Here is a 21990-nt window from a genome sequence, read left to right as displayed (position 1 = left end):
GAGGTCGCGACGCGGCACACGGGCCTTGTTGGAGATCCTGCACTGTGCTGGAATTCCCGGGACCGCCGCGGGATCGAACCGGCGCGCAGGGGCGCAACGCAGCGCCGAGTGGCGGCGGGAAAGGGGAGCAGCGCCGGTCACTCACGACCACCATGGGGCGTTCTGCGCCCCACGACGCCGACACCGTCCCGCCGTTTGTGCGGAGGGACGCCTGGTCCAGAGGTTGCGACGCTAGTGCAGGGACGTTTCAAGAGGGATGGCAGCAGCGCTGCGGCAGAGCCGGAGCGCGGCGGGACCGACCGCGGCTCCTCGGCCCAGCACGCCCAGAACCCCGGGCAGGTACCGACCGGTGACAACGGCCTCGGAGCCATGCGCGGATCGAGCGGCGGAAGTCTGTCCACGGCCGCCGCGAACCAGGGCGGCTCGACGGGCACGACCGGCACGGTGAAGTCGCCCACCGGTCCCGGCTCGCGAATAGCCCTGCGCAACTGGCGCATCTCCACCCGTCTGGTCTCGCTGCTCGCACTCCCCGTGATCACCGCGACCTCCCTCGGCGCGCTGCGTATCAACGAGTCCATGGACGAGATTCAGCAGCTCAACAACATGAAGATGCTGACGGACATGACCAAGCGGGCCACTGAGCTGGCCACCGCGCTCCAGGAGGAGCGCGACCGCTCGGCAGGTCCCCTCGCGCACGGCGCGGACTCCTCGGACTACGTGGTCAAGGGCGCCCGGCAGAAGACCGACCGCGCCTACAACCGCTTCCTCCAGGAGACGCAGGACCTCGACAACACCGACGACGACAAGGGCCTCCTCGGCGTCCGGGCGAACACCGTCGAGATCACCCAGCAGCTCCAGCAGATCAACAAGGTCCGCAAGGACGCCTACGAGGACGCGAACTCCACCTCTCAGACGGTGGACGCCTACAGCCAGCTCATCGAGCAGCTGCTCACCCTGTCCTCGGACATGGCGCAGGCGACCAGCAACCCGGACATGATCCAGCGCACCCGCGCCCTGACGGCCTTCTCCTCCGCCAAGGAGTACGCCTCGGTGCAGCGCGCCGTGATCGCCGCCTCGCTCCCCGCGGGCGACAGCACGTTCGGCAAGATCTCCGAGACCGACCGGCGCTACGGCTGGGCCGCGCTCGACAAGGAGAACTCCAAGCTCGATGCCTTCAAGGGCATCTACGCGGGCAACCCCGATGAGCTGACCAAGCCCATCGACGGCGGCAACTCGTCCATCAAGGGCGCCGACTCCTATGCCAAGCGCGTGCTTGAGCAGGAGGGCGGCATCAAGCTCCAGGACAAGCGCTCGTACAAGGACTGGGTCGACGCCGACACCACCAAGATCGACGCGATGACCAAGATCGAGCTCACGCTGCTCAACGAGATGGAGCAGAAGGCCCGCGAGCTGCGCAACGAGTCCGAGCAGGCCGCCATCCTCAACGGTGCGCTGATCCTGCTCGTCCTCGGTGTCTCGCTCGTCGGCGCCTTCGTCGTGGCCCGGTCCATGATCCGCTCGCTGCGGCGCCTCCAGGACACCGCGACCAAGGTCGCCCAGGACCGGCTGCCCGAGCTCGTCAAGCAGCTCTCCGAGGCCGACCCGCAGGACGTCGACACCTCCGTCGAGTCCGTCGGTGTGCACTCCCGGGACGAGATCGGCCAGGTGGCCGCGGCCTTCGACGACGTGCACCGCGAGGCCGTCCGCCTCGCCGCCGAGCAGGCGCTGCTCCGAGGCAACGTCAACGCGATGTTCACCAACCTCTCGCGCCGTTCGCAGGGCCTCATCCAGCGCCAGCTCTCGCTCATCTCCGAGCTGGAGTCGCGCGAGGCCGACCCGGACCAGCTGTCCTCGCTGTTCAAGCTCGACCACCTCGCGACCCGCATGCGCCGTAACGGCGAGAACCTCCTGGTCCTCGCCGGTGAAGAGCCCGGCCGCCGCTGGACCCGGCCCGTTCCGCTCGTCGACGTGCTGCGTGCCGCCGCGTCCGAGGTGGAGCAGTACGAGCGCATCGAGCTCTCCGCGGTCCCGACGACCGAGGTCGCGGGACGCGTGGTCAACGACCTCGTGCACCTGCTCGCCGAGCTGCTGGAGAACGCGACCTCCTTCTCCTCGCCGCAGACCAAGGTCAAGGTCACCGGTCACGCGCTGCCCGACGGGCGTGTGCTCATCGAGATCCACGACACGGGCATCGGCCTCTCCCCCGAGGACCTCGCCGCGATCAACGAGCGGCTCGCGTCGCCGCCCACCGTGGACGTCTCGGTCTCGCGCCGCATGGGTCTGTTCGTGGTCGGCCGTCTGTCGCAGCGTCACGGCATCCGCATCCAGCTCCGTCCCTCGGACTCCGGCGGCACGACCGCGCTCGTCATGCTGCCCATCGATGTCGCCCAGGGCGGCAAGAAGGCGCCGAACAAGCCCGGTGCGCCCGCCCCCGGCCAGGGTGGCGGCCCCGTCGCCGCGCAGGCCTCGGCGGGTGCCGCGGCCGCGCGCCGTGGAGTCGGCGCCGGCAACGGCCCCGGAAGCGGTGCGCCCGGCGCGGGTCCCGCGGGTTCCGCGGGCCGGCTCGGTGCCGGTCCGCCTCGCGGTCAGGTCACGGGCACGGGGCCGCGGGCCGCGCTGCCCGCGCGTGACGGGTCGCGCGCCGGTTCGCCGGCCGGGCCCTCCGGTCAGCAGCCTCCCCGCCAGGGACCGCCCGGACAGGGTGCCCCTTCCGGTGGCAGCCTCTTCGAGGGTGGCCAGGGCGGACCGGGCGGTGGCCGCGGTCCGGGCTCCGCGCCGCAGCCTCCCGTTCCCCAGCAGCGTACGAATCCGGTGAACCCCGCCGGGCCCATGAACCCCGCCGCGAACGACGCCGGGGACCAGGGCCGCAGGCCGCAGCTGCCGCCGCGCGGCGGTCCGCGTGCCGAGCTGCCCGGGGGCAACCCGCAGCCGCGCGTGCCCAGTTGGAGCGACGAGAACGCGCAGCCGCAGGTCTCCCGCGAGCCCTTCGACACCCCGCGCGGGCACGAGGAGCCGGAGTCCACCGGGCAGTTCCCCTACCCCGCGGCCGGCGCGGGCGCGCAGGGCCCCGGTTCGACCGCCGAGTTCGCGCGCCCCGACTTCAACGGGCCTCCGCCCGGTACCGGCTCGCCGCGGAACGCGGGCCAGCAGGGCGGCCAAAGCCAAGGACAGGGTGGCCAGGGCGGCCAGGGCCAGGGCCAGGGCCAGCAGGGCACCGGCCAGTTCGTCCGCCCCGACGTCTTCGGCGGCCAGGACACCTCTTCCGGCACCGGTCAGTTCCAGCGTCCCGGCACCAGCGCCCCCGGCTACGACAGCCCGGCGCCCGGCGCCGGTGCGCCGCAGCAGCGCGGTGGCCGTGACGCGGGCGAGGCGCCTCGGCGTGGTCAGGGTCCCGGCCAGGGCCAAGGCCCCGGTCAGGGTCAGGGTCAGGGCGGCCAGCTCGGCATCCCGCCGGTGCCTCCGGTGCCGCAGCAGCCCGTGCAGCCGGAGGGCCTGCCGCCCGCCGGCCCCGGCGACGGCCGCACCCCGCTGTTCGACACGCTGGAGACCAACTGGTTCCAGCAGCAGCAACAGCAGGGCCAGCAACAGGGTCAGCAGCAGCAAGGGCACCAGGGCCCGCAGGGTGGCGACCCCTCCCCCGCGCCCGGCGCCCCCGAGCAGCAGCGGCCCCAGCGTCCGCAGCGCCCGCAGCCCTCGTCGCCGCTCCCCACGCGGCCCCAGGGGCAGCAGCAGAACCCGGCCGCGCCCCAGCGGCCGGCCACGGCGCCCGCCCCCGCGTCCAACGGAACCGGCGGCGGGAACGGCAACCACGTCACGAACGGCAGTGCCGCCTCCTGGCGCACTTCGCCCAACGACGAGCTGGGCCGCCAGGCCGAGCGCGTCCGCCAGCCGTCCGCCGGAGGCGTCACCACATCCGGCCTGCCGCGCCGCGTCCCGCGAGCCAACCTCGTAGCGGGCACCGCACAGCAGCAGCAGGACAGCACAGGTCCGCAGGTCTCGCGTGCGCCCGATGACGTACGCGGCCGGCTGACGAATCTCCGTCGGGGCATCCAGCAGGGTCGCCAGGCCGGTACCGGCCAGACCGGCAGCTTCCCCACTCACCAGCAGGAGCGTTAGTTGAGTCCGAGCCAGGCGGCACAGAATCTGAACTGGTTGATCACGAACTTCGTGGACAACACCCCCGGGGTGTCCCACACCGTCGTGGTCTCCGCCGACGGCCTCCTTCTGGCGATGTCCGAGGGCTTCCCGCGTGACCGCGCCGACCAGCTGGCCGCGGTCGCGTCGGGTCTGACCTCTCTCACCGCCGGGGCCTCCCGGATCTTCGAGGGCGGCGCCGTCACCCAGACCGTGGTGGAGATGGAGCGGGGGTTCCTCTTCCTCATGTCGGTCTCCGACGGTTCGTCCCTGGCCGTGCTCGCACACCCCGAGTGCGACATCGGCCTCGTCGGGTACGAGATGGCGCTCCTCGTCGACCGCGCGGGCGCCGTCCTCACCCCGGACCTCCGCGCCGAACTGCAGGGCAGCCTGCTGCACTAGCTCTCTTCATCGGCCGCCCCACCGACCGAACGTACTGACCACCGTCCGGCCACCCTGGTGCCCCCCACCGGCTCTATCAGACGGCACGCAGACCACCTGCTGTCCCGCCCGGAGGATCCATGACCCCGCCCAACGCCTCTCACGATCCGTACGGCTCTCACGCGTCGTACGGTATTGAAGGCGACCAGCCGCTGGTGCGTCCTTACGCGATGACCGGCGGCCGGACCAGGCCCCGCTACCAGCTCGCGATAGAGGCGCTGGTAAGCACGACGGCCGACCCGGCGCAGCTGATGGGGCTGCTCCCGGAGCACCAGCGCATCTGCCACCTGTGCCGTGAGGTCAAGTCGGTGGCCGAGGTGTCGGCGCTGCTCTCCATGCCGCTCGGCGTGGCCCGGATCCTCGTGGCCGACCTGGCCGAGGCCGGGCTCGTCGCCATTCACCAGCCCGGCGGCGACGAGAACGCCGGCGGCCAGCCAGACGTGACACTGCTCGAAAGGGTGCTCAGTGGACTTCGCAAGCTCTAGCAGCGGAGCGACGGCTCGCTCCACCACCAGCGCGAAGATCGTGGTGGCGGGCGGCTTCGGCGTCGGCAAGACCACGTTCGTGGGCGCGGTCTCCGAGATCAACCCGCTGCGCACCGAGGCCGTCATGACGTCCGCCTCCGCGGGCATCGACGACCTCACCCACACCGGGGACAAGACCACCACCACGGTGGCCATGGACTTCGGCCGCATCACGCTGGACCAGGACCTGATCCTGTACCTCTTCGGTACGCCCGGTCAGGACCGCTTCTGGTTCATGTGGGACGACCTCGTACGCGGCGCCATCGGCGCCGTCGTCCTTGTGGACACCCGCCGTCTCGCCGACTGCTTTCCGGCCGTCGACTACTTCGAGAACAGCGGCCTGCCCTTCGTCATCGCCCTCAACGGATTCGACGGCCACCAGCCGTACACCCCCGATGAGGTGCGCGAAGCTCTCCAGATCGGACCCAACACACCGATCATCACGACGGACGCGCGACACCGTGCGGACGCAAAGAGCGGCCTGATCACGCTGGTCGAGCACGCACTTATGGCACGACTCAAGTAGACGAGACCGTACGGCAGTTGCCGTAGATTCCACAGAGCGGTCTGTGTCGTTTGACACGGATGACCGCTCTGTTCATAACGTTTCGACAGAGAATTGACCGGGCGCCGCCACGCGTCGCGGTCATCCGGTGTCGCTGTGCGCACGAGAGCCCCGCCTTTTGGCGGGGCTCGCTCTATTTGACCGTTTTATCTGAGGCTTACACCACTCGGAACCAGCCCTTCACACTGTTTGGTAGAGGACCCCCTGACGTGCTGGAATGCGCTGAACTGCCCAGTAGCACGGGCCTTGGAGACGACAGCGGGACCGGTGTAGGTCCCGCCGCCGAGAGGTTGTTGGTCGAGTGAGGCGAAGCAAGCCGAGCCCCGCACCGCCGCATACGCGGGACACGCGGGGCAACTTCACCCCGCCGCCGCGCACAGCGGCGTCCCCCACCGATGTGCAGGGCATGGAGCCGCCGGCGCCCAGTGGCGGCAGAATGTCCCCGCGCAACTGGCGCGTGCCGACCCGCCTGAACGCGATCCTCCTCATACCCGTGCTGGTCGGCCTCGTCATGGGCGGCTTCCAGGTCAAGGGCTCGATCGACACCTGGAGCGAGGCCCAGGACGCCGAAAGCACGGCCCGCCTCGTGCAGGCCTCCCTCAACTACGGCAACCGCCTCATCGAAGAGCGTGACCTCTCCGCCGCTCCGCTGCTGCGCGGCAAGAAGAACGACCCGGTCGTCGTGAAGGCCCGCAAGGCCACCGACAAGGCCGCGGACGAGTTCGACGCCGCCGCCGAGGACATGCCGCAGAAGGAAGGCCTCAAGCGCCGCCTCGACGGCTTCCACAAGGTCGAGCCGGGCCTGCAGTCCCTCCGCCAGGCCGCCTACACCTCCAAGCTCTCCGGCGCGCAGACCGAAGAGGGCTACGTCGCCATCCAGCACCCCCTGATGGAGTTCGCCAACGAACTCGGTCTGGGCACCGGAAACATCACCAGCTACGGCCGTACCGTCTACGCGATCTCGCTGACCAAGGCCGCGCTCTCCCTGCAGCGCTCCATCGGTACGCACCTGCTGGTCAAGCCCGGCCCCACCGCTCCCAGCCTCGCCAAGCAGCGCGTGGCGCTCTCCTCGTACGCCTACCTCGAGGGCATCGCCATCGAGGAGTACACCGGCGGCGGCACCCCCGAGGACGTGGCCAAGCTCGAGGCCGCCAAGAAGCAGCTGAAGGCCGACGGCGAGAAGCAGGCCAAGCAGGCCGCCGCCGCCGCGAAGGCCAAGGGCGAGACGTTCGTCCCGCCGCCCTCGTCCGAGGCGATGGTCGCCGCCATGGCGCAGCTGGAGACCACCCAGCCCAGCGCCCGCGTCGCCCTCGCCGGCAAGGGCGTGACGCCCGAGGCATGGTGGGCCACCACCTCCGCCAAGTTCGACGCGTACCGCACCATCGAGTCCGACCTCGCCGACAAGGCGGTGACCGAGGCGTCGGACATCGCATCCGACGCCCAGCGCAACGCCTACATCACCGGCGCCATCGTCGTGGTCGCGCTCCTCGCCGCCTTCATCCTGGCCGGGCTCATGGCCCGCCAGATGTCCCGCGCGATGCGCCAGCTGCGCACGGCCGCCTTCGGCATCGCCGAGCAGCGCCTGCCGATGCTGGTCGACCAGCTCTCGCGCACCGACCCCGGCCGCGTCGACACCCGCGTACAGCCCATCCCGATCTCCTCCACGGACGAGATCGGCGAGGTCGCCCGCGCCTTCGACCAGGTGCACCGCGAGGCCGTGCGGCTCGCCGCCGAGCAGGCCCTGCTCCGCGGCAACATCAACGCGATCTTCACCAACCTCTCGCGCCGCAACCAGTCCCTGATCGAGGGCCAGCTGACCCTCATCACCGACCTGGAGAACAACGAGGCCGACCCGGACCAGCTGGAGAGCCTCTTCCGCCTGGACCACCTGGCGACCCGTATGCGACGCAACGGCGAGAACCTCCTGGTCCTCTCCGGCGAGGAGCCCGGACGCCGCTGGGACCAGCCCGTCCCGCTGGTCGACGTCCTGCGCGCCGCGTCATCCGAGGTGGAGCAGTACGAGCGCGTCGAGCTGTCGGGCGTCCCGGAGGCCGAGATCCACGGCCTCGCCGTGACCGACCTCGTGCACCTGCTCGCCGAGCTCCTGGAGAACGCCACCACGTTCTCCTCGCCGCAGACCAAGGTTCGCGTCACCGCGACCCGTCTGCCCGACGGCCGCATCATGGTCGAGATCCACGACAAGGGCATCGGCCTCACCGCCGAGGACTTCGCGGACATCAACCACAAGCTGGCCAACCCGCCGACGGTGGACGCCGCGATCTCGCAGCGCATGGGCCTGTTCGTGGTCGGCCGCCTCTCCGACCGGCACGGCATCCGCGTCCAGCTGCGCCCCTCGGGCGAGCAGGCGGGCACGACCTCGCTCGTCATGCTCCCCGACGGCATCACGCACGGTGGCGGCGGCGAGCACCAGCTGCCCGAGTCCGAGTTCACGGTCTCCTCGATCATGCCGGAGCAGCACGCCCCTGAGCAGCCCGCCTTCCACCACGAGCCGATGCGTACCGCGGCCGAACTGGGCTTCGACGACAGCCGCTACAACGGCGACGGGGCCGACTCCCAGGAGCTCGACCCGGTGGGCCGCTCGCTGATGCGCGAGGAGCGGCGTGCCGCTCTGGAGGCGCAGGCGCAGTCCGCCGACGGCCGTCCCCTCTTCCGCGACGAGGTCGACGGGCAGCAGGGCGGCTTCGACCAGCAGGGCGGCTACGACGCCGGGTACGACCAGCAGGCCCCGGCGTACGACGAGTACAACCAGGGCCAGACGGCGCAGCCGGCGTACGACGACGCGTACTACCCGGCGCAGGACGGCTACCAGGACGCCCCCTATACGGAGGCCGGTCACGATGATCACGCCGCTCGTACGGGTGCCGTCTCCGAGCCGTTCGCGGCCTACCCGGACCGCTCCCACCAGGACGACTGGCCGACGCGCGACGGATACGAGAACAACTCGGGCGCGTATCAGGCCGAGTACTCTCCGGAACCGGAATCTGGTCCGGCGGCTCCCGAGAACGGCGCCGAACGCGTAGGCTTCGAGCGTCCCGGACCGGCACCGTCCGCAGTCCACGACACGACGTCTGCGGGTCTTCCGCGCCGCGGCTCCACCGGTGCGGCCGGCAACAGCAACGGCAGCGCCCCGGCCCCGGCCGGCGACGCGTTCGGCAACACCGACAGCAGCTGGCGTTCGTCCAACGACGACCGCTGGCATCGCGCCGAGTCGCTGAAGGAGCCCAAGGCGGGTGGGGTCACCCCGTCCGGTCTCCCGAAGCGGGTGCCCAAGGCCAATCTGGTCGAGGGCACGGCGGAACAGACCCCACAGGGCGGCCCTCAGGTCTCCCGCGACCCCGAGGACGTGCGGGGCAGGCTGAGCAACCTGCGCCGCGGCGTCCAGCGGGGACGCAGCGCAGGCAGTGACACCACGAATGGCCAGGACACCGGTAATCACCGCGGTGGACCTGACAGCACCTACAACCAGGAGCGTTAGTGTGAGCCCGATGAGCCAGGCGGCGCAGAACCTGAACTGGTTGATCACCAACTTCGTGGACAACACCCCTGGGGTGTCCCACACGGTGGTGGTCTCCGCCGACGGACTCCTTCTGGCGATGTCCGAAGGCTTCCCCCGCGACCGGGCCGACCAGCTCGCGGCCGTCGCGTCCGGTCTGACCTCCCTCACCGCCGGGGCCTCCCGGATCTTCGAGGGCGGTTCCGTGACCCAGACCGTTGTGGAGATGGAGCGAGGATTTCTCTTCCTTATGTCCATCTCCGACGGCTCCTCGCTGGCCGTGCTCGCCCACCCGGATGCGGACATCGGTCTCATTGGGTACGAGATGGCGCTTCTTGTCGACCGCGCCGGCACCGTACTCACGCCCGACCTGCGTGCGGAGCTGCAGGGGAGCCTTCTCAACTAGTAGACGTACGGTGCGTTTTCGCGTCCCGTGGCCGTAAGGTTTCGGGACGCGGCTCCAGAATGATGGTGCCCGGCACAGTCGGAGGAGGAGTACGTGGCAGGTTCAGGAACACCCCCGGACGGTTCGTCATCGGCCAGTTGGTCGCCTGGTCACGGCCAGGGGCAGGGGCCGCACGACGGTGCGCCGAACCGTTACAACTTCCCCTCCGCGCCGAGCCAGCACCGCAGGCCCTATCAGCAGCCGCAGCAGCCGGGCCCCCGCCAGAGCCCGTACGAGCAGCCTCACAACCCCAGGATCCAGCCAGTGCAACCACAGCGACGCGCCCCGGAAGCGGCGCCCGCAGGTTCTGCGAGCAACCCCCTGGTGCGCCCGTACGCCATGACGGGCGGCCGCACCAGGCCCCGCTACCAGCTCGCCATCGAGGCGCTGGTGCACACCACCGCCCAACCGCACCAGCTCCAGGGCCAGTTGCCCGAGCATCAGCGGATCTGCAACCTGTGCCGCGAGATCAAGTCAGTCGCTGAGATCTCGGCACTCCTCTCCATTCCTCTCGGCGTCGCCCGGATCCTCGTAGCCGACCTGGCGGAGGCCGGACTTGTCGCCATCCATCAGCCGGGCGGCGACGAGTCCGCCGGCGGCCAGCCAGACGTGACACTGCTCGAAAGGGTGCTCAGTGGACTTCGCAAGCTCTAGCGGCGGAGCAACAGCCCGCTCCACCACTTCCGCGAAAATCGTGGTGGCGGGCGGCTTCGGCGTGGGCAAGACCACGTTCGTCGGGGCGGTCTCTGAGATCAACCCGCTGCGCACCGAGGCCGTCATGACGTCCGCCTCCGCGGGCATCGACGACCTCACCCACACCGGGGACAAGACGACGACGACCGTCGCCATGGACTTCGGCCGCATCACGCTGGACCAGGACCTGATCCTGTACCTCTTCGGTACGCCCGGTCAGGACCGCTTCTGGTTCATGTGGGACGACCTCGTACGCGGCGCCATCGGCGCCGTCGTGCTTGTCGACACGAGGAGGCTCGCCGACTGCTTCCCCGCCGTCGACTACTTCGAGAACTCGGGTCTGCCCTTCGTCATCGCCCTCAACGGCTTCGACGGCCACCAGCCGTACACGCCCGACGAGGTCCGTGAGGCGCTCCAGATCGGCCCGGACACCCCGATCATCACGACGGACGCGCGCCACCGTGCGGACGCGAAGAGCGGTCTGATCACGCTCGTGGAGCACGCGCTCATGGCGCGGCTTCGGTAGCAGCCCCGTAGCCGTCACGCAGTTCGCCCCCGCCGGCAGGAGCCGGCGGGGGCGAACTGCGTGACGGAGCCTTCAGGCCACTGTCGCCTTGCGTAACATCTTTGGCCAAAACACATGCCTGCCGCAGTGATGTATTCGGTGGCACTCTCACTGGAGGGACAGGCAGGTTCGCCATCATTCCTGCCCTTCTTCCCTCCGACGGATCGAGAGCAGGAAGCGGAGCCCTCACATGAGCCTGCCCCAGCGACCCGGCGCGCGGGCGCCACCGGCTCCGTCAGCCGAACCCGGGCACCTTGAGCTCCGCCCAGACCACCTTGCCGCCGACCGTTGGCTCCACCCCGACGTCGGCCGACAGAGCCGCGACGAGGAACAGCCCACGCCCACTCACCTGGAACGGGTCCGGGGGCTCGGTGGGCACCACCGGAAGCTCGGTGGAGGTGTCCGTCACCTCCAGGCGCACACCCTCAGCGCCCGTGCGACGTACGGCGAACTCGAACGACGAGCACGTGCAGTGCCGCACATTGCTGCACAGCTCGGTGGCCACGAAGGCGCAGTCGTCGACCAGCGCCTCCAGGCCCCAACTGCGCAGGCAGGCGCCGACGATCCGGCGTATCTGCTCCAGGCAGTGCGGGTCGTACTCCATGCGGACCTCGCAGGATCTGCTGATCACCACGAGCTCCTCCGCGGACGTGTTCGGCATTGCCCCTCCGGCACCGCTGTAGGTGTCAACTCAACCGAGAACAAAGGACGTTGGGCTCGCATCATGTCGAGGCATTTATCACTTAGGCAAGTATTACTCACGGTTCGCATCCCGCAAGGGAGGGGCCGCAGATGACAGTTGTCTGGCCGGAAGGCGCGGGACATCATGTGCGCATGCCGCAAAGTGACATGCCCACCATGCGCAGCCGCCGTCTCGGCGCCGAGCTGCGACGACTCCGGTCGGAAGCCGGCCTCAAGGTCCAGGACGCGGCCGATGCGCTGGAGTGTGGGCAGCCAAAGATCAGTCAGATCGAGACAGGAAAACGAGGCATCCGGCAACTCGACCTCACCACCCTGCTCAATCTGTACGGGGTGAAGGACGATCAGCAGCGGTCGAATCTGAAGCGGCTCGCCAGGGACATCCACAAGGTCGACTGGTGGTCCGGTCAAGGCCCTTTGCTCAGCGGCGACTTGCGCGACTACCTCACGCTGGAAGCCGACTCCTCACTCATCCGCTCCTACGAGCCGATGGTGCTGCCGGGCCTGCTCCAGACAGAGGCATATATGCGGGAGATATTCACCGCGGGAGCTGAAGCGGATCGCGTCGAAACTCTTGTGAAGACGCGGATGAGACGCAAAGATCTGCTGCACGGCAACAGTGAATTCCGGCTGCGCGTCGTCATCGACGCCCCGGCACTGCACCGCATTTCTGGTCCCACTGAATTGATTCGTCAACAATTTCAGCACTTGATCGAAGTGGGCAATCAAGCCAATGTCACCGTTCAGATCCTCCCTCTGAACATCACATTGCCGCTCGCACAGTACGCTCCGTACACGGTCTTCACCTTGCACGGAGAACCCCCCATAGAGGTGACCTGGTTGGAGCACATGACCGGGGGAACATTGCTGGAGCAGCGGCCTGACGTCCAGGTTTACACCAAAGCCTGGGACGACCTGACGGCCGCCGCACTCTCCCCCGCCGAGTCTCGCCAGTACATCCTCGACCACATGAAGAAAGAAAGCGGGTCGTGATGTCTCGCACATCTGCGGCCGGTCTCGCGTTCACAGAGGCAGAAGACGAATCAGTGAAAGCGAACTGGCACAAGAGCACCTACAGCGGCGCCTCGAACGGCTGCATCGAGCATACGAAGCTTTCGGCCGATCAGCGGGCGATTCGTGACACGAAGAACCGGGAGTTCGGAACGCTCGTCTTCGACTCCACCGCCTGGCGCGCATTCATCACTGGAATCAACTCCGGGATCCTGCAGATATGAGCACGAACACGGCGAGCGGCACACGCGTCACACAGCGGGACAAGACGCTTCTCTACGCGCTCGACATCTCCCGCGCCCAGTGGACAAGCACCCCGGGAAGCCCCGTCGAGGGCCCTGTGGAGATCGCCCCGCTGGAGAACGGCGCGGTGGCCCTGCGCAACCCCGCGGACCCGCGCGGTCTCGTCCTGCGCTTCACCGCGGAGGAGTGGTACGCGTTCAAACTCGGCGTGCTGGCCGGAGAGTTCGACTGACCTCCTGGTTGGACTGGCCTCCTGGTTCGACTGACCTCCCGGGCGGACGCCGAAGGACCCCGCGCCATGGCGGGGTCCTTCGGGGTGCCTGTCGGTCTTGCCGGCTGCTTCAGGGCGCCGGTCAGCCCTGCCAGCTGTGCGGGGCGCGGAAGCCGGGCGAGCGCTCCAGGCGACGCCAGCCGGCCTTGTCGCGGCCTCGGCGGGGCGCGGGGGCCTGTGCGGAGGCGGCGGCGCTACGGGCCAGCAGGATCGCGGTGATGGCGGCGACCTCTTCGGGCTCGGCGTGGCCCTTCTCGACGCGGATGTCGGGGGTACTCATGTGCAGCGTTCTCCTTGTGGGCTACTGCAGGATTACTGCGGGGGGTTGCCGTGCTTGCGCGACGGCAGGTCTGCGTGCTTGTTGCGGAGCATCGCGAGGGAGCTGATGAGCACCTCACGGGTGGCGGTGGGGTCGATGACGTCGTCGACCAGGCCGCGCTCGGCGGCGTAGTAGGGGTGCATCAGCTCGGCCTTGTACTCCTTGACCATCTTCTGCCGCATGGCCTCGGGGTCCTCGGCGGCCGCGATCTGACGGCGGAAGATGACGTTGGCGGCGCCCTCGGCGCCCATCACCGCGATCTCGTTGGTGGGCCAGGCGTAGGTCAGGTCGGCGCCGATGGACTGGCTGTCCATGACGATGTACGCGCCGCCGTACGCCTTGCGCAGGATCAGCGAGATCCGCGGCACGGTGGCGTTGCAGTACGCGTACAGGAGCTTCGCGCCGTGGCGGATGATCCCGCCGTGCTCCTGGTCGACGCCCGGCAGGAAGCCCGGTACGTCGAGCAGCGTCACGATCGGGATGTTGAAGGCGTCGCACATCTGGACGAAGCGGGCCGCCTTCTCGGAGGCCTCGATGTCCAGGACCCCGGCCAGGGACTGCGGCTGGTTGGCGACGATGCCCACCACCTTGCCGTCCAGGCGGGCCAGGGCGCAGATGATGTTGCGGGCCCAGCGCTCGTGGACCTCCAGGAAGTCGCCGTCGTCGACGAGCTCCTCGATGACCTTGGCCATGTCGTACGGACGGTTGCCGTCCGCCGGGACCAGGTCGAGCAGCACGTCCGAGCGGCGGTCCGCCGGGTCGTCCGACTCGTGGGTGGGCGGGTTCTCGCGGTTGTTCGAGGGCAGCATCGCGATGAGGTAGCGGACCTCGGCGAGGCAGGTCTCCTCGTCGTCGTACGCGAAGTGGCACACGCCCGAGGTCTCGGCGTGCACGTCCGCGCCGCCCAGGCCGTTCTGCGAGATCTCCTCGCCGGTCACCGCACGCACCACGTCCGGTCCGGTGATGAACATCTGCGAGGTCTCACGGACCATGAACACGAAGTCCGTCAGGGCCGGGCTGTAGGCCGCGCCACCCGCGCACGGGCCCAGCATCACCGAGATCTGCGGGATGACACCCGAAGCCTTGGTGTTGCGCTGGAAGATGCCGCCGTACCCGGCGAGCGCCGATACGCCCTCCTGGATACGGGCACCGGCGCCGTCGTTCAGCGACACCAGCGGGGCACCGGCCGCGATGGCCATGTCCATGATCTTGTGGATCTTCGTGGCGTGCGCCTCGCCGAGCGCGCCGCCGAAGATGCGGAAGTCGTGGGCGTACACGAAGACCGTGCGCCCCTCCACCGTGCCCCAGCCGGTGATGACACCGTCCGTGTACGGCTTCTTCGCCTCCAGGCCGAACCCGGTCGCCCGGTGCCGGCGCAACTGCTCGACCTCCTGGAACGACCCCGCGTCAAGCAGCAGCTCGATCCGCTCGCGTGCGGTCAGCTTGCCCTTCGCGTGCTGGGCCTCGGTCGCCTTCTCGCTCGGGCCGCGCAGCGCCTCGGCACGGATCGCGTGCAGCTCGGCCACGCGCCCACGCGCGTCGGTGGGCTCGCCCTCGGGAGAAGAAGCGGTGTCGTCCAAAACGGTCATGTAGTGACCTTACGAAGTGGGCCTACTGAAACGGACCGTCGACTATGAACAGTCTCCGGCCCATTTTCCTGGCACCCCCGAACAGAAGCTCTCTGCTGTACGCGCGAAGTGACTGCTCAGAGCCGTGTCCAGCTGTAGGGATTCCACAAAGCGTCACGTGAGAGACACCTCACAGGCGAGGAGAGTTCCGCGTGATCGAACCGACACGCTCCGTTTGATGTTGAATGTTGAACTGAATCGCGCTAGAGTCAATCTCGTTGAACATTCAACAGACACATCCCGCATAGCTCGCAGCTCGGCCTCCCCCGGCCGCAGCTCGTCCCCCAAGGAGCAGTCATGGGTCTCTTCGGCCGCAAGAACGAAACCGCCACCTCCTCCGCCGGCACCGCCACGGCGCCCGCTCCGGTCAACCCGGACCTGGCCGCCCTGACCGGCGAGTACGCGATCGACCCCTCGCACACGTCCATCGGCTTCGTCGCCCGCCACGCCATGGTCACGAACGTCAAGGGCTCCTTCACCGACATCGCCGGCACCCTGCACCTGGACGGCACCGACCCGTCCGCGTCGACGGCTTCCATCGACGTACAGATGGAGAGCATCGACACCGGCAGCGCGGACCGTGACGGTCACCTCAAGAGCGCGGACTTCTTCAAGACGGACGAGTTCCCGGAGATGACGTTCCGCTCCACGAAGGCGGAGGCGCTGGGCGGCGACGACTACCGCATCACCGGTGACCTGACGATCCTCGGCACCACGAAGCCGCTCGCCATCGACCTCGAGTTCAACGGCTCGGCCACGGACCCCTTCGGGAACGAGCGGGTCGGCTTCGAGGGCAAGGCGGAGATCCTCCGCTCGGACTGGGGCCTCACGTGGAACGCCGCGCTGGAGACGGGCGGGGTGCTCGTCTCCGACAAGATCAAGCTGAACTTCGACATCTCGGCGATCAAGTCGGGCTCCTGAGCCCAGCCGGTCTTCCGGGCCGCCGCCTCGCGGCGGATGCTTTCCCGCCCGATCGCCCCGCATCCTTGGGTACGGTGCGGGGCGTGGCCGCGTTCATACAGCAACTGCCCGCCCTGATAGGCGTGATCGTCGGTGCGCTCGGGTCGTATCTGGCGATCACCCGGGGCGACCGGGCCCGCTTCCAGCGGGAGCAGGCCGCCCGGTGGGAAGAGCGGCGGCTCGCCGTCTACGGCGACTACGCCCGCGTACTGAAGCAGGCGGTCACGCTCACGTACCGCGTCGCGGCCCATCTCGGCAACGACCCGCATCCGCACCCCCTGTCCCCCGAAGAAGCAGCGCCCCACCTGGCGGAAGCCGCCATCGCGCGGGATCCGGTCGGGGAGGCGCTGCTGATGCTCGGCACGCCGGACGTCGTGGACAAGGCGCGGGTCTGGGTCCTCACGGTCGTCGAGATGGAACGGTTCCTGCGCGAGGACACCCGGGACCCGGTCGCCTGGGCCGCACTGCTCGACCGCCAGCGGACCACACGCGAGGGCTACTACCAGGCGGTCCGGCGCGACTTGGCGCTGCCGCCCGGACATTCGGGACGCTGGCGCATGCCGCCGTCTGAAGGGACTTGAGGGCACGCCTTGCCTTCGAGCGCGGTCCAGCTTCTAGCGTCACCCGCATGAGCACACGGCAAGGACAACAGCACAGGATCGGCAGCCAGTTCGGCGCGCTGAGCACGGCGGACGACGTACTCGCCGGAATCGACCTCTCGGGCAGGACGGCGCTGGTCACCGGCGGCTACTCCGGGCTCGGTCTGGAGATCACCCGGGCGCTCGGCAGGGCGGGCGCGCACGTCATCGTCCCGGCGCGCAGGCCGCTTGTCGCGCAGGAGGCGCTGCGGGGCACGGACCGCGCGGAGGTGCGGTCGCTCGACCTGGCGGACCAGGAGAGCATCCGGCACTTCGCGGAGCGCTTCCTCGCCACGCACCGCACCCTCGACATCCTCATCAACAACGCGGGCGTGATGGCCTGCCCCGAGACCCGCGTCGGCCCGGACGGCACCTGGGAATCCCACTTCGCGATCAACCACCTCGGCCACTTCGCCCTGGTCAACCGCCTCTACCCGGCGCTGAGTCCGGGCACCGCGCGTGTCGTGTCCGTGGCCTCGTCCGGGCACTTCCTCTCCGACATCCGCTGGAGCGACCCGCACTTCCACGACGGCTACGACCGCTGGTCGGCCTACGCCCAGTCCAAGACGGCGAACGCGCTCTTCGCCGTGCACCTCGACTCCTTGAGCGCGGCCGGCGCCGGGCCACGGGCCTTCGCCGTGCACCCCGGCAGCATCCTCACCCCGCTCCAGCGCCACATCCCCCGCGAGGAACAGATCGCTCAGGGCTGGATGTCCGCCGACGGCACACCCGCGCAGGGCTTCAAGACCCCGGCGCAGGGCGCGGCCACGGCGGTCTGGGCGGCGACGTCACCGCTGCTGGATGCCCATGGCGGCGCGTACTGCCAGGACTGCGATGTCGCGGAGCCCGCCGCGACGGAGGACATGCTGATCGGGGGCGTCAAGCCCTGGGCGACGGACCCCGAAGCGGCGGCCCGCCTGTGGCACCTGTCGGCGGAAATGACGGGGTTGGGCGACCCGGCCTCCCCCTAGGCCCTGACGGATGCGATGTGCGCCAGGATCGCTTCCGCGAGCGGGCCCTGCACCGCCGGGGGCAGCGCGTGCCCCATGCCCGCGATCTCCACCACCCGTGTGCCGCCGCCTCCGACGACCTGGGCCAGGTGGTGCGGATGCGGGGGCGGGAACACCGGCTCGGCCGGGCCGGAGATGACGAGGGTGGGGACCTTCGTGCCGGCCAGTTCGTCGGTGCGGATCATGTGGGAGTCGTCGGCTCGGGCGTGCGCCGTGGAGGCGACGTGGGTCCCTGTGTGCGCGATGATGCGGCGCTCCAGATCACGGAAGTACGCGTCTTCGGCGGCCAGTTGACCGCCATTCAGGACGCGCCAGTGCTCCACCCGGCGGTCGAGCTCGGCCTCCGGCCCCTTGTCCTCGACCGGGCGGGACCACATCTCCAGGACTTCCGGTGCGATGCCGGGGAGTTCGCCGACCGGGATCCGGGTTCCGTCCGGGGCGGTGTACGGGGTCTCGCTGAGCGCGCAGGTGCCGATCAGGGTGGCGCTCAGGACGCGTTCGGGGTGGTCGGCGAGGACCAGCTGGGTCAGCATGCCGCCGAGCGACATCCCCACCAGGTGCGCCCGCTCGATGCCCAGGCCGTCCAGGACCGCCACCGCGTCCTGCGCCAAGTCAGTGATCGGGTACGGGTGCTGGTCGAAGGTGGAGGTGGAGCGGCCGGTGTCCCGGTGGTCGTAACGGATGACGTGATGCCTTTCGGCGAGCGCGTCCACGAACTCCTCGGGCCACCCGAGGCCGGAGGCCTGGGCACCCATGATCAGGAGCAGCGCCGGGGCCTCGGGGGCACCCCGCCGCTCCGTCCACAGGCGGATGCCGGGGGCGGCTTCGACGTACTGCTGGTTCATGGGGGGCACCTTCCGAGTCGGCTCAAACAACGGAACGAGACGTATCGTCTCGCAAACCCCTCATCCCGTCAACCCGATCCCCCGCATCCGCAACAACCAGCGATCGGCCGCAGTCGGCAGCGAGACGCGAGGGGACGGGCCGGTATGTCCGCCCGGAGCACGGCACCCAACACTCCAGAACCGAAGCAACCCCACGGCCACCCGACGATAGCGAGGACGGACATACCGGCACGGCCCCGCACCCACCCCCAGACCGGACCCGCAGGACGCCCCCACAGCCCGCAGTCGGCAGTCGGCAGTCGGCAGTCGGCAGTCGGCAACACGAACCGCCCGCCCCACCGATGGACCGGCCCCGCCCCCATGACGGATCAGCCCCGCCTAGAACCCCCCGCCCCCAAAGTCCCCGCCACCCCCGAAGTCCCCGCCCCCGCCGAAGTCCCCAGGGTCGAAGTCCGATCCCGAGTAGTCCCCGCCGTCGTACCCGGCCCCCGCCCCGGCCCCGTAATCCGCCCCGTACGCCGGGCTCGCCATCATTCCGCCCAGCATCGTTCCCACCAGCAGGCCCGGCAGCATGCCGCCGCCGAAGTAGCCGCCGGCCCAGGGGCCGTACGCCGGACCCGCCTCCCAGTACGGGCGGCGCTCGCCCGACTCCGTGGCCACCGTCCGGGCCATCGGCTCCTCCCCGTCCGCGAGGCGCGTCGCGTCCGCCAGGCAGACCGGGACCGAGCGCTCGGCGCCACCCGGCGGCGCCCACTGCGCGTCCTTCACCGACGGGCCGTGCCGCGGGTCGAAGAAGCACGGAGCGCGACGCTCCGGAAGCGGCCGGCCCTCGCGCCGGGCGGCAAGGAGCGCCAGCGAGAAGCGGCCGTCCTCCAGCGACTGGGTGACCGCCCGCACCTGCTCGGGCCGCTCCGCCGCCGCCATGAACGACTTCGCCTTCTCGTAGGAGTCGAGGGCCCGTTCGTAGTCCGTGCGCATCGCGTCGTCCGCGCCCGCCTCCGCGGGGTGGAAGTCGAGGCGGTCCAGCTCCTCGCCGTACGCCGTGATGTCCTCGTCCACCACGACCCGCAGCTTCTCCAGCGCGGCCCGCTCCTCCTCGGCCCGCCGCCGCCGGTTCCGCCGGACCACGGCGTACGTGGCCCCGCCACCCGCGACCAGCACCGCGCCGACACCGATCAGCGCGCCCACGGGAGCACCACCGTCAGAACCGGAACCCGCACCGTCCCACGAAGCGGGCGCCGAGCCGCGCGCGTCCTTCACCGCCTGGTCGACGAAGTCGTTCAGCTGGGTCCTGGTGTCGGCCACGTCCCCGTACGTCGTGACGAGGTTCGAGACGGCCGCGTTGCTCAGCACCGCCCGGTCGGCCTTCGCGTCGAACGCGTCGCCGAGCCGGATTCCGTACACACCCGTCACACCGGTCTCGGTGCGCAGCTTCTGGAAGAGGTCCTGCTTGGGGAAGTCGGCGGGCAGCACCGCCACGAACACCGGCTTGTCGGCGTCCTCGATCTTCTTTGCCAGAGCGTCCGCCTCGGCCCCGGACAGCTGGTCCGAGGCGGCCGGATCCACATACACCGGGCTCTTCTCCCAGGCGTCGGCCACGGCCGGAACGCTCGTGGCGGACACGGCAGCCGCGGCCCCGGGCGCCGCCGTGAACGACACGGCACCCAGGGACACGAGAAGCCCGGACAACGCGACAAATATTCGCTTCGTCCTATTGCTCATACTTCGAAGCTAACTCAGTCGGGCCCACAACGACGGCCCCGAGCGGCCCGAACCCGGACCCGGACCCCGGACCCCGGACCAGCCTTCTACTCCACCGGCTCCACGCCCGCCCGCAGCAGACCGAAGGTGTACGCGTCCTCCAGCGCCTGCCACGACGCCGCGATCACGTTCTCCGCCACGCCCACCGTCGACCACTCACCGTCACCGTCACTGGTGGAGATCAGCACCCGGGTCGTGGACGACGTGCCGTGCTTGCCCTCCAGGATGCGGACCTTGTAGTCGACCAGCTCCATCTTGGCGAGCTGGGGGTAGATCCGCTCCAGGCCCACCCGAAGCGACCGGTCGAGCGCGTTGACCGGGCCGTTGCCCTCCGCCGTGGCGACGATGCGCTCGCCCTTGGCCCACAGCTTCACGGTCGCCTCGTTCGCGTGCGTGCCGTCGGGCCGGTCCTCGACGATGGCCCGCCAGGACTCGACGCGGAAGTAGCGGCGCGCCCGGCCCTCGGCCTCCTCGCGGAGCAGCAGCTCGAAGGACGCGTCGGCGGCCTCGTACGTGTAGCCCTGGAGCTCGCGCTCCTTGACCCGCTCGACGACCCTGCCCACGAGCGCGCGGTCGTCGCCCAGGTCGATCCCGAGCTCCTTGCCCTTGAGCTCGATGGAGGCGCGCCCCGCCATGTCCGAGACCAGCATCCGGATGCGGTTGCCCACCAGGTCCGGGTCGATGTGCTGGTAGAGATCCGGGTCGACCTTGATCGCGGAGGCGTGCAGGCCCGCCTTGTGGGCGAAGGCCGAGACGCCCACGTACGGCTGGTGCGTGGAGGGGGTGAGGTTGACGACCTCGGCGATGGCGTGCGAGACGCGGGTCATCTCGCGCAGCGAGCCCTCGGGCAGGACCTGCTTGCCGTACTTGAGCTCAAGGGCGCCGACCACGGGGAAGAGGTTGGCGTTGCCGACCCGCTCGCCGTAGCCGTTGGCGGTGCACTGCACGTGCGTGGCGCCGGCGTCGACGGCGGCGAGGGTGTTGGCGACCGCGCACCCCGTGTCGTCCTGCGCGTGGATGCCGAGCCGGGCGCCGGTGTCGGCGCGGACGGTCCCCACGATCGCCTGGACCTGCGCGGGGAGCATGCCGCCGTTGGTGTCGCACAGGACGACGACGTCGGCGCCCGCCTCACTGGCCGTGCGGACGACGGATTTCGCGTACTCGGGATTGGCGCGGTAGCCGTCGAAGAAGTGCTCGCAGTCGACGAAGACGCGCCGCCCCTGGTCCACCAGGTAGGAGACGGTGTCGCGCACCATCTCCAGGTTCTCCTCCAGGGTCGTGCGCAGGGCGAGTTCGACGTGCCGGTCATGGGACTTGGCGACGAGCGTGATGACCGGGGCGCCGGACGCCAGCAGGGCGTTGACCTGCACGTCCGTGGCCGCCGAGCCACCCGCGCGGCGCGTGGCGCCGAAGGCGACGAGCTGGGCGTGCCGGAAGGTGATCTCTTGCTGGGCGCGGGAGAAGAACTCGGTGTCGCGGGGGTTGGCGCCCGGCCAACCGCCCTCGATGAAGCCCACGCCGAAGTCGTCCAGGTGCCGGGCGATGGTCAGCTTGTCCGCGACGGTCAGGTTGATTCCCTCGCGCTGCGCGCCGTCGCGCAGCGTGGTGTCAAAGACGTGGAACGAATCGTCGGGTGTGCTGGTTTCCGTCATGCTGATCTGGCTCCTGTGTCGGATCTCGGTCTACCGGAATGACCGGCTCCACCGCCTCAATGATCCCTCGCG

Annotated in this window: 20 protein-coding genes; 14 read left to right on the top strand and 6 right to left on the bottom strand. The window is 69.8% G+C overall.

Features of this window, described 5'->3' with window-relative positions:
• Positions 1 to 234 precede the first annotated feature (234 nt).
• The 8 genes from ACZ6ZP_RS31360 to ACZ6ZP_RS31325 all read left to right on the top strand — a co-directional run bounded on the left by ACZ6ZP_RS31360 (position 235) and on the right by ACZ6ZP_RS31325 (position 10842).
• The gene (locus ACZ6ZP_RS31360) at positions 235 to 4116 is read left to right on the top strand and encodes a sensor histidine kinase (protein ID WP_469409238.1); all 3882 of its coding nucleotides are present in this window, start codon (positions 235 to 237) and stop codon (positions 4114 to 4116) included.
• Positions 4117 to 4536, top strand: a complete 420-nt coding sequence (locus ACZ6ZP_RS31355; protein WP_098244998.1) for a roadblock/LC7 domain-containing protein — start codon at positions 4117 to 4119, stop codon at positions 4534 to 4536.
• A 119-nt stretch (positions 4537 to 4655) separates the two neighbouring features.
• On the top strand, positions 4656 to 5060 hold the full coding sequence (locus ACZ6ZP_RS31350) for a DUF742 domain-containing protein (RefSeq protein ID WP_190084712.1): 405 nt from the start codon (positions 4656 to 4658) through the stop codon (positions 5058 to 5060).
• Positions 5041 to 5625: a GTP-binding protein gene (locus ACZ6ZP_RS31345; protein WP_249587535.1), complete on the top strand. Its 585-nt coding sequence runs from the start codon at positions 5041 to 5043 to the stop codon at positions 5623 to 5625. The genes ACZ6ZP_RS31350 and ACZ6ZP_RS31345 overlap by 20 nt, the downstream gene beginning before the upstream one ends.
• Positions 5626 to 5965: 340 nt before the next feature.
• Positions 5966 to 9160 (top strand): sensor histidine kinase, encoded by a 3195-nt coding sequence (locus ACZ6ZP_RS31340; protein WP_469409236.1) that lies wholly within the window; start codon positions 5966 to 5968, stop codon positions 9158 to 9160.
• Between the two features lie 10 nt (positions 9161 to 9170).
• Positions 9171 to 9584 (top strand): roadblock/LC7 domain-containing protein, encoded by a 414-nt coding sequence (locus ACZ6ZP_RS31335; RefSeq protein ID WP_135330751.1) that lies wholly within the window; start codon positions 9171 to 9173, stop codon positions 9582 to 9584.
• 93 nt (positions 9585 to 9677) lie between these two features.
• On the top strand, positions 9678 to 10277 hold the full coding sequence (locus tag ACZ6ZP_RS31330; RefSeq protein WP_351165296.1) for a DUF742 domain-containing protein: 600 nt from the start codon (positions 9678 to 9680) through the stop codon (positions 10275 to 10277).
• Positions 10258 to 10842, top strand: coding sequence for a GTP-binding protein (locus tag ACZ6ZP_RS31325; RefSeq protein ID WP_190084708.1), 585 nt, complete (start codon positions 10258 to 10260; stop codon positions 10840 to 10842). Before ACZ6ZP_RS31330 ends, ACZ6ZP_RS31325 begins: the two co-directional genes overlap by 20 nt.
• A 274-nt stretch (positions 10843 to 11116) precedes the next feature.
• Here the strand turns inward: ACZ6ZP_RS31325 and ACZ6ZP_RS31320 are convergent, their stop codons facing one another.
• A complete protein-coding gene (locus ACZ6ZP_RS31320) occupies positions 11117 to 11542 on the bottom strand; it encodes an ATP-binding protein (RefSeq protein WP_351165293.1) in 426 nt (141 codons plus the stop codon).
• Between the two features lie 173 nt (positions 11543 to 11715).
• Between ACZ6ZP_RS31320 and ACZ6ZP_RS31315 the strand changes: the two genes are divergently transcribed.
• Genes ACZ6ZP_RS31315 through ACZ6ZP_RS31305 form a run of 3 tightly spaced genes read left to right on the top strand, consistent with a single transcriptional unit; the run spans position 11716 to position 13066 of the window.
• Positions 11716 to 12573, top strand: a complete 858-nt coding sequence (locus ACZ6ZP_RS31315; protein WP_351165698.1) for a helix-turn-helix domain-containing protein — start codon at positions 11716 to 11718, stop codon at positions 12571 to 12573.
• Complete coding sequence (locus ACZ6ZP_RS31310; RefSeq protein WP_351165695.1) at positions 12573 to 12815, top strand: DUF397 domain-containing protein; 243 nt, start codon at positions 12573 to 12575, stop codon at positions 12813 to 12815. The genes ACZ6ZP_RS31315 and ACZ6ZP_RS31310 overlap by 1 nt, the downstream gene beginning before the upstream one ends.
• Positions 12812 to 13066 carry a DUF397 domain-containing protein gene (locus ACZ6ZP_RS31305; RefSeq protein WP_351165291.1) on the top strand — a complete coding sequence of 85 codons (255 nt, stop codon included), beginning with the start codon at positions 12812 to 12814 and terminating at the stop codon, positions 13064 to 13066. The genes ACZ6ZP_RS31310 and ACZ6ZP_RS31305 overlap by 4 nt, the downstream gene beginning before the upstream one ends.
• A gap of 121 nt (positions 13067 to 13187) precedes the next feature.
• On the opposite strand, the gene ACZ6ZP_RS31300 is transcribed toward ACZ6ZP_RS31305, so the two are convergent.
• Both ACZ6ZP_RS31300 and ACZ6ZP_RS31295 read right to left on the bottom strand, forming a co-directional pair.
• Positions 13188 to 13385: an acyl-CoA carboxylase subunit epsilon gene (locus tag ACZ6ZP_RS31300; RefSeq protein ID WP_351165288.1), complete on the bottom strand. Its 198-nt coding sequence runs from the start codon at positions 13383 to 13385 to the stop codon at positions 13188 to 13190.
• A gap of 32 nt (positions 13386 to 13417) precedes the next feature.
• Positions 13418 to 15013, bottom strand: coding sequence for an acyl-CoA carboxylase subunit beta (locus ACZ6ZP_RS31295; protein WP_351165286.1), 1596 nt, complete (start codon positions 15011 to 15013; stop codon positions 13418 to 13420).
• Between the two features lie 336 nt (positions 15014 to 15349).
• Here ACZ6ZP_RS31295 and ACZ6ZP_RS31290 point away from each other — a divergent pair, with 336 nt between their 5' ends.
• From ACZ6ZP_RS31290 to ACZ6ZP_RS31280, 3 genes are all read left to right on the top strand, one after another.
• Positions 15350 to 15973, top strand: a complete 624-nt coding sequence (locus tag ACZ6ZP_RS31290; protein WP_351165284.1) for a YceI family protein — start codon at positions 15350 to 15352, stop codon at positions 15971 to 15973.
• Between the two features lie 83 nt (positions 15974 to 16056).
• Positions 16057 to 16593, top strand: a complete 537-nt coding sequence (locus ACZ6ZP_RS31285) for a hypothetical protein (protein WP_469409232.1) — start codon at positions 16057 to 16059, stop codon at positions 16591 to 16593.
• A gap of 47 nt (positions 16594 to 16640) precedes the next feature.
• Positions 16641 to 17621, top strand: coding sequence for an SDR family NAD(P)-dependent oxidoreductase (locus ACZ6ZP_RS31280; RefSeq protein WP_469409231.1), 981 nt, complete (start codon positions 16641 to 16643; stop codon positions 17619 to 17621).
• Here the strand turns inward: ACZ6ZP_RS31280 and ACZ6ZP_RS31275 are convergent.
• From ACZ6ZP_RS31275 to cimA, 3 genes are all read right to left on the bottom strand, one after another.
• On the bottom strand, positions 17618 to 18505 hold the full coding sequence (locus ACZ6ZP_RS31275; protein ID WP_468616293.1) for an alpha/beta fold hydrolase: 888 nt from the start codon (positions 18503 to 18505) through the stop codon (positions 17618 to 17620). The two genes, ACZ6ZP_RS31280 and ACZ6ZP_RS31275, sit on opposite strands and share 4 nt — an antisense overlap.
• Positions 18506 to 18883: 378 nt before the next feature.
• Positions 18884 to 20227, bottom strand: a complete 1344-nt coding sequence (locus tag ACZ6ZP_RS31270) for a hypothetical protein (RefSeq protein WP_469409228.1) — start codon at positions 20225 to 20227, stop codon at positions 18884 to 18886.
• An 86-nt stretch (positions 20228 to 20313) separates the two neighbouring features.
• Positions 20314 to 21918: a citramalate synthase gene (gene cimA, locus ACZ6ZP_RS31265; RefSeq protein ID WP_351165274.1), complete on the bottom strand. Its 1605-nt coding sequence runs from the start codon at positions 21916 to 21918 to the stop codon at positions 20314 to 20316.
• Between the last annotated feature and the right edge of the window lie 72 nt (positions 21919 to 21990).

The sequence above is a fragment of the Streptomyces sp. NPDC054047 genome (genome assembly GCF_055585065.1).
The sequence above is the reverse complement of the archived record's forward strand: the minus strand, read 5'-3'. Positions and strand labels throughout refer to the sequence as shown.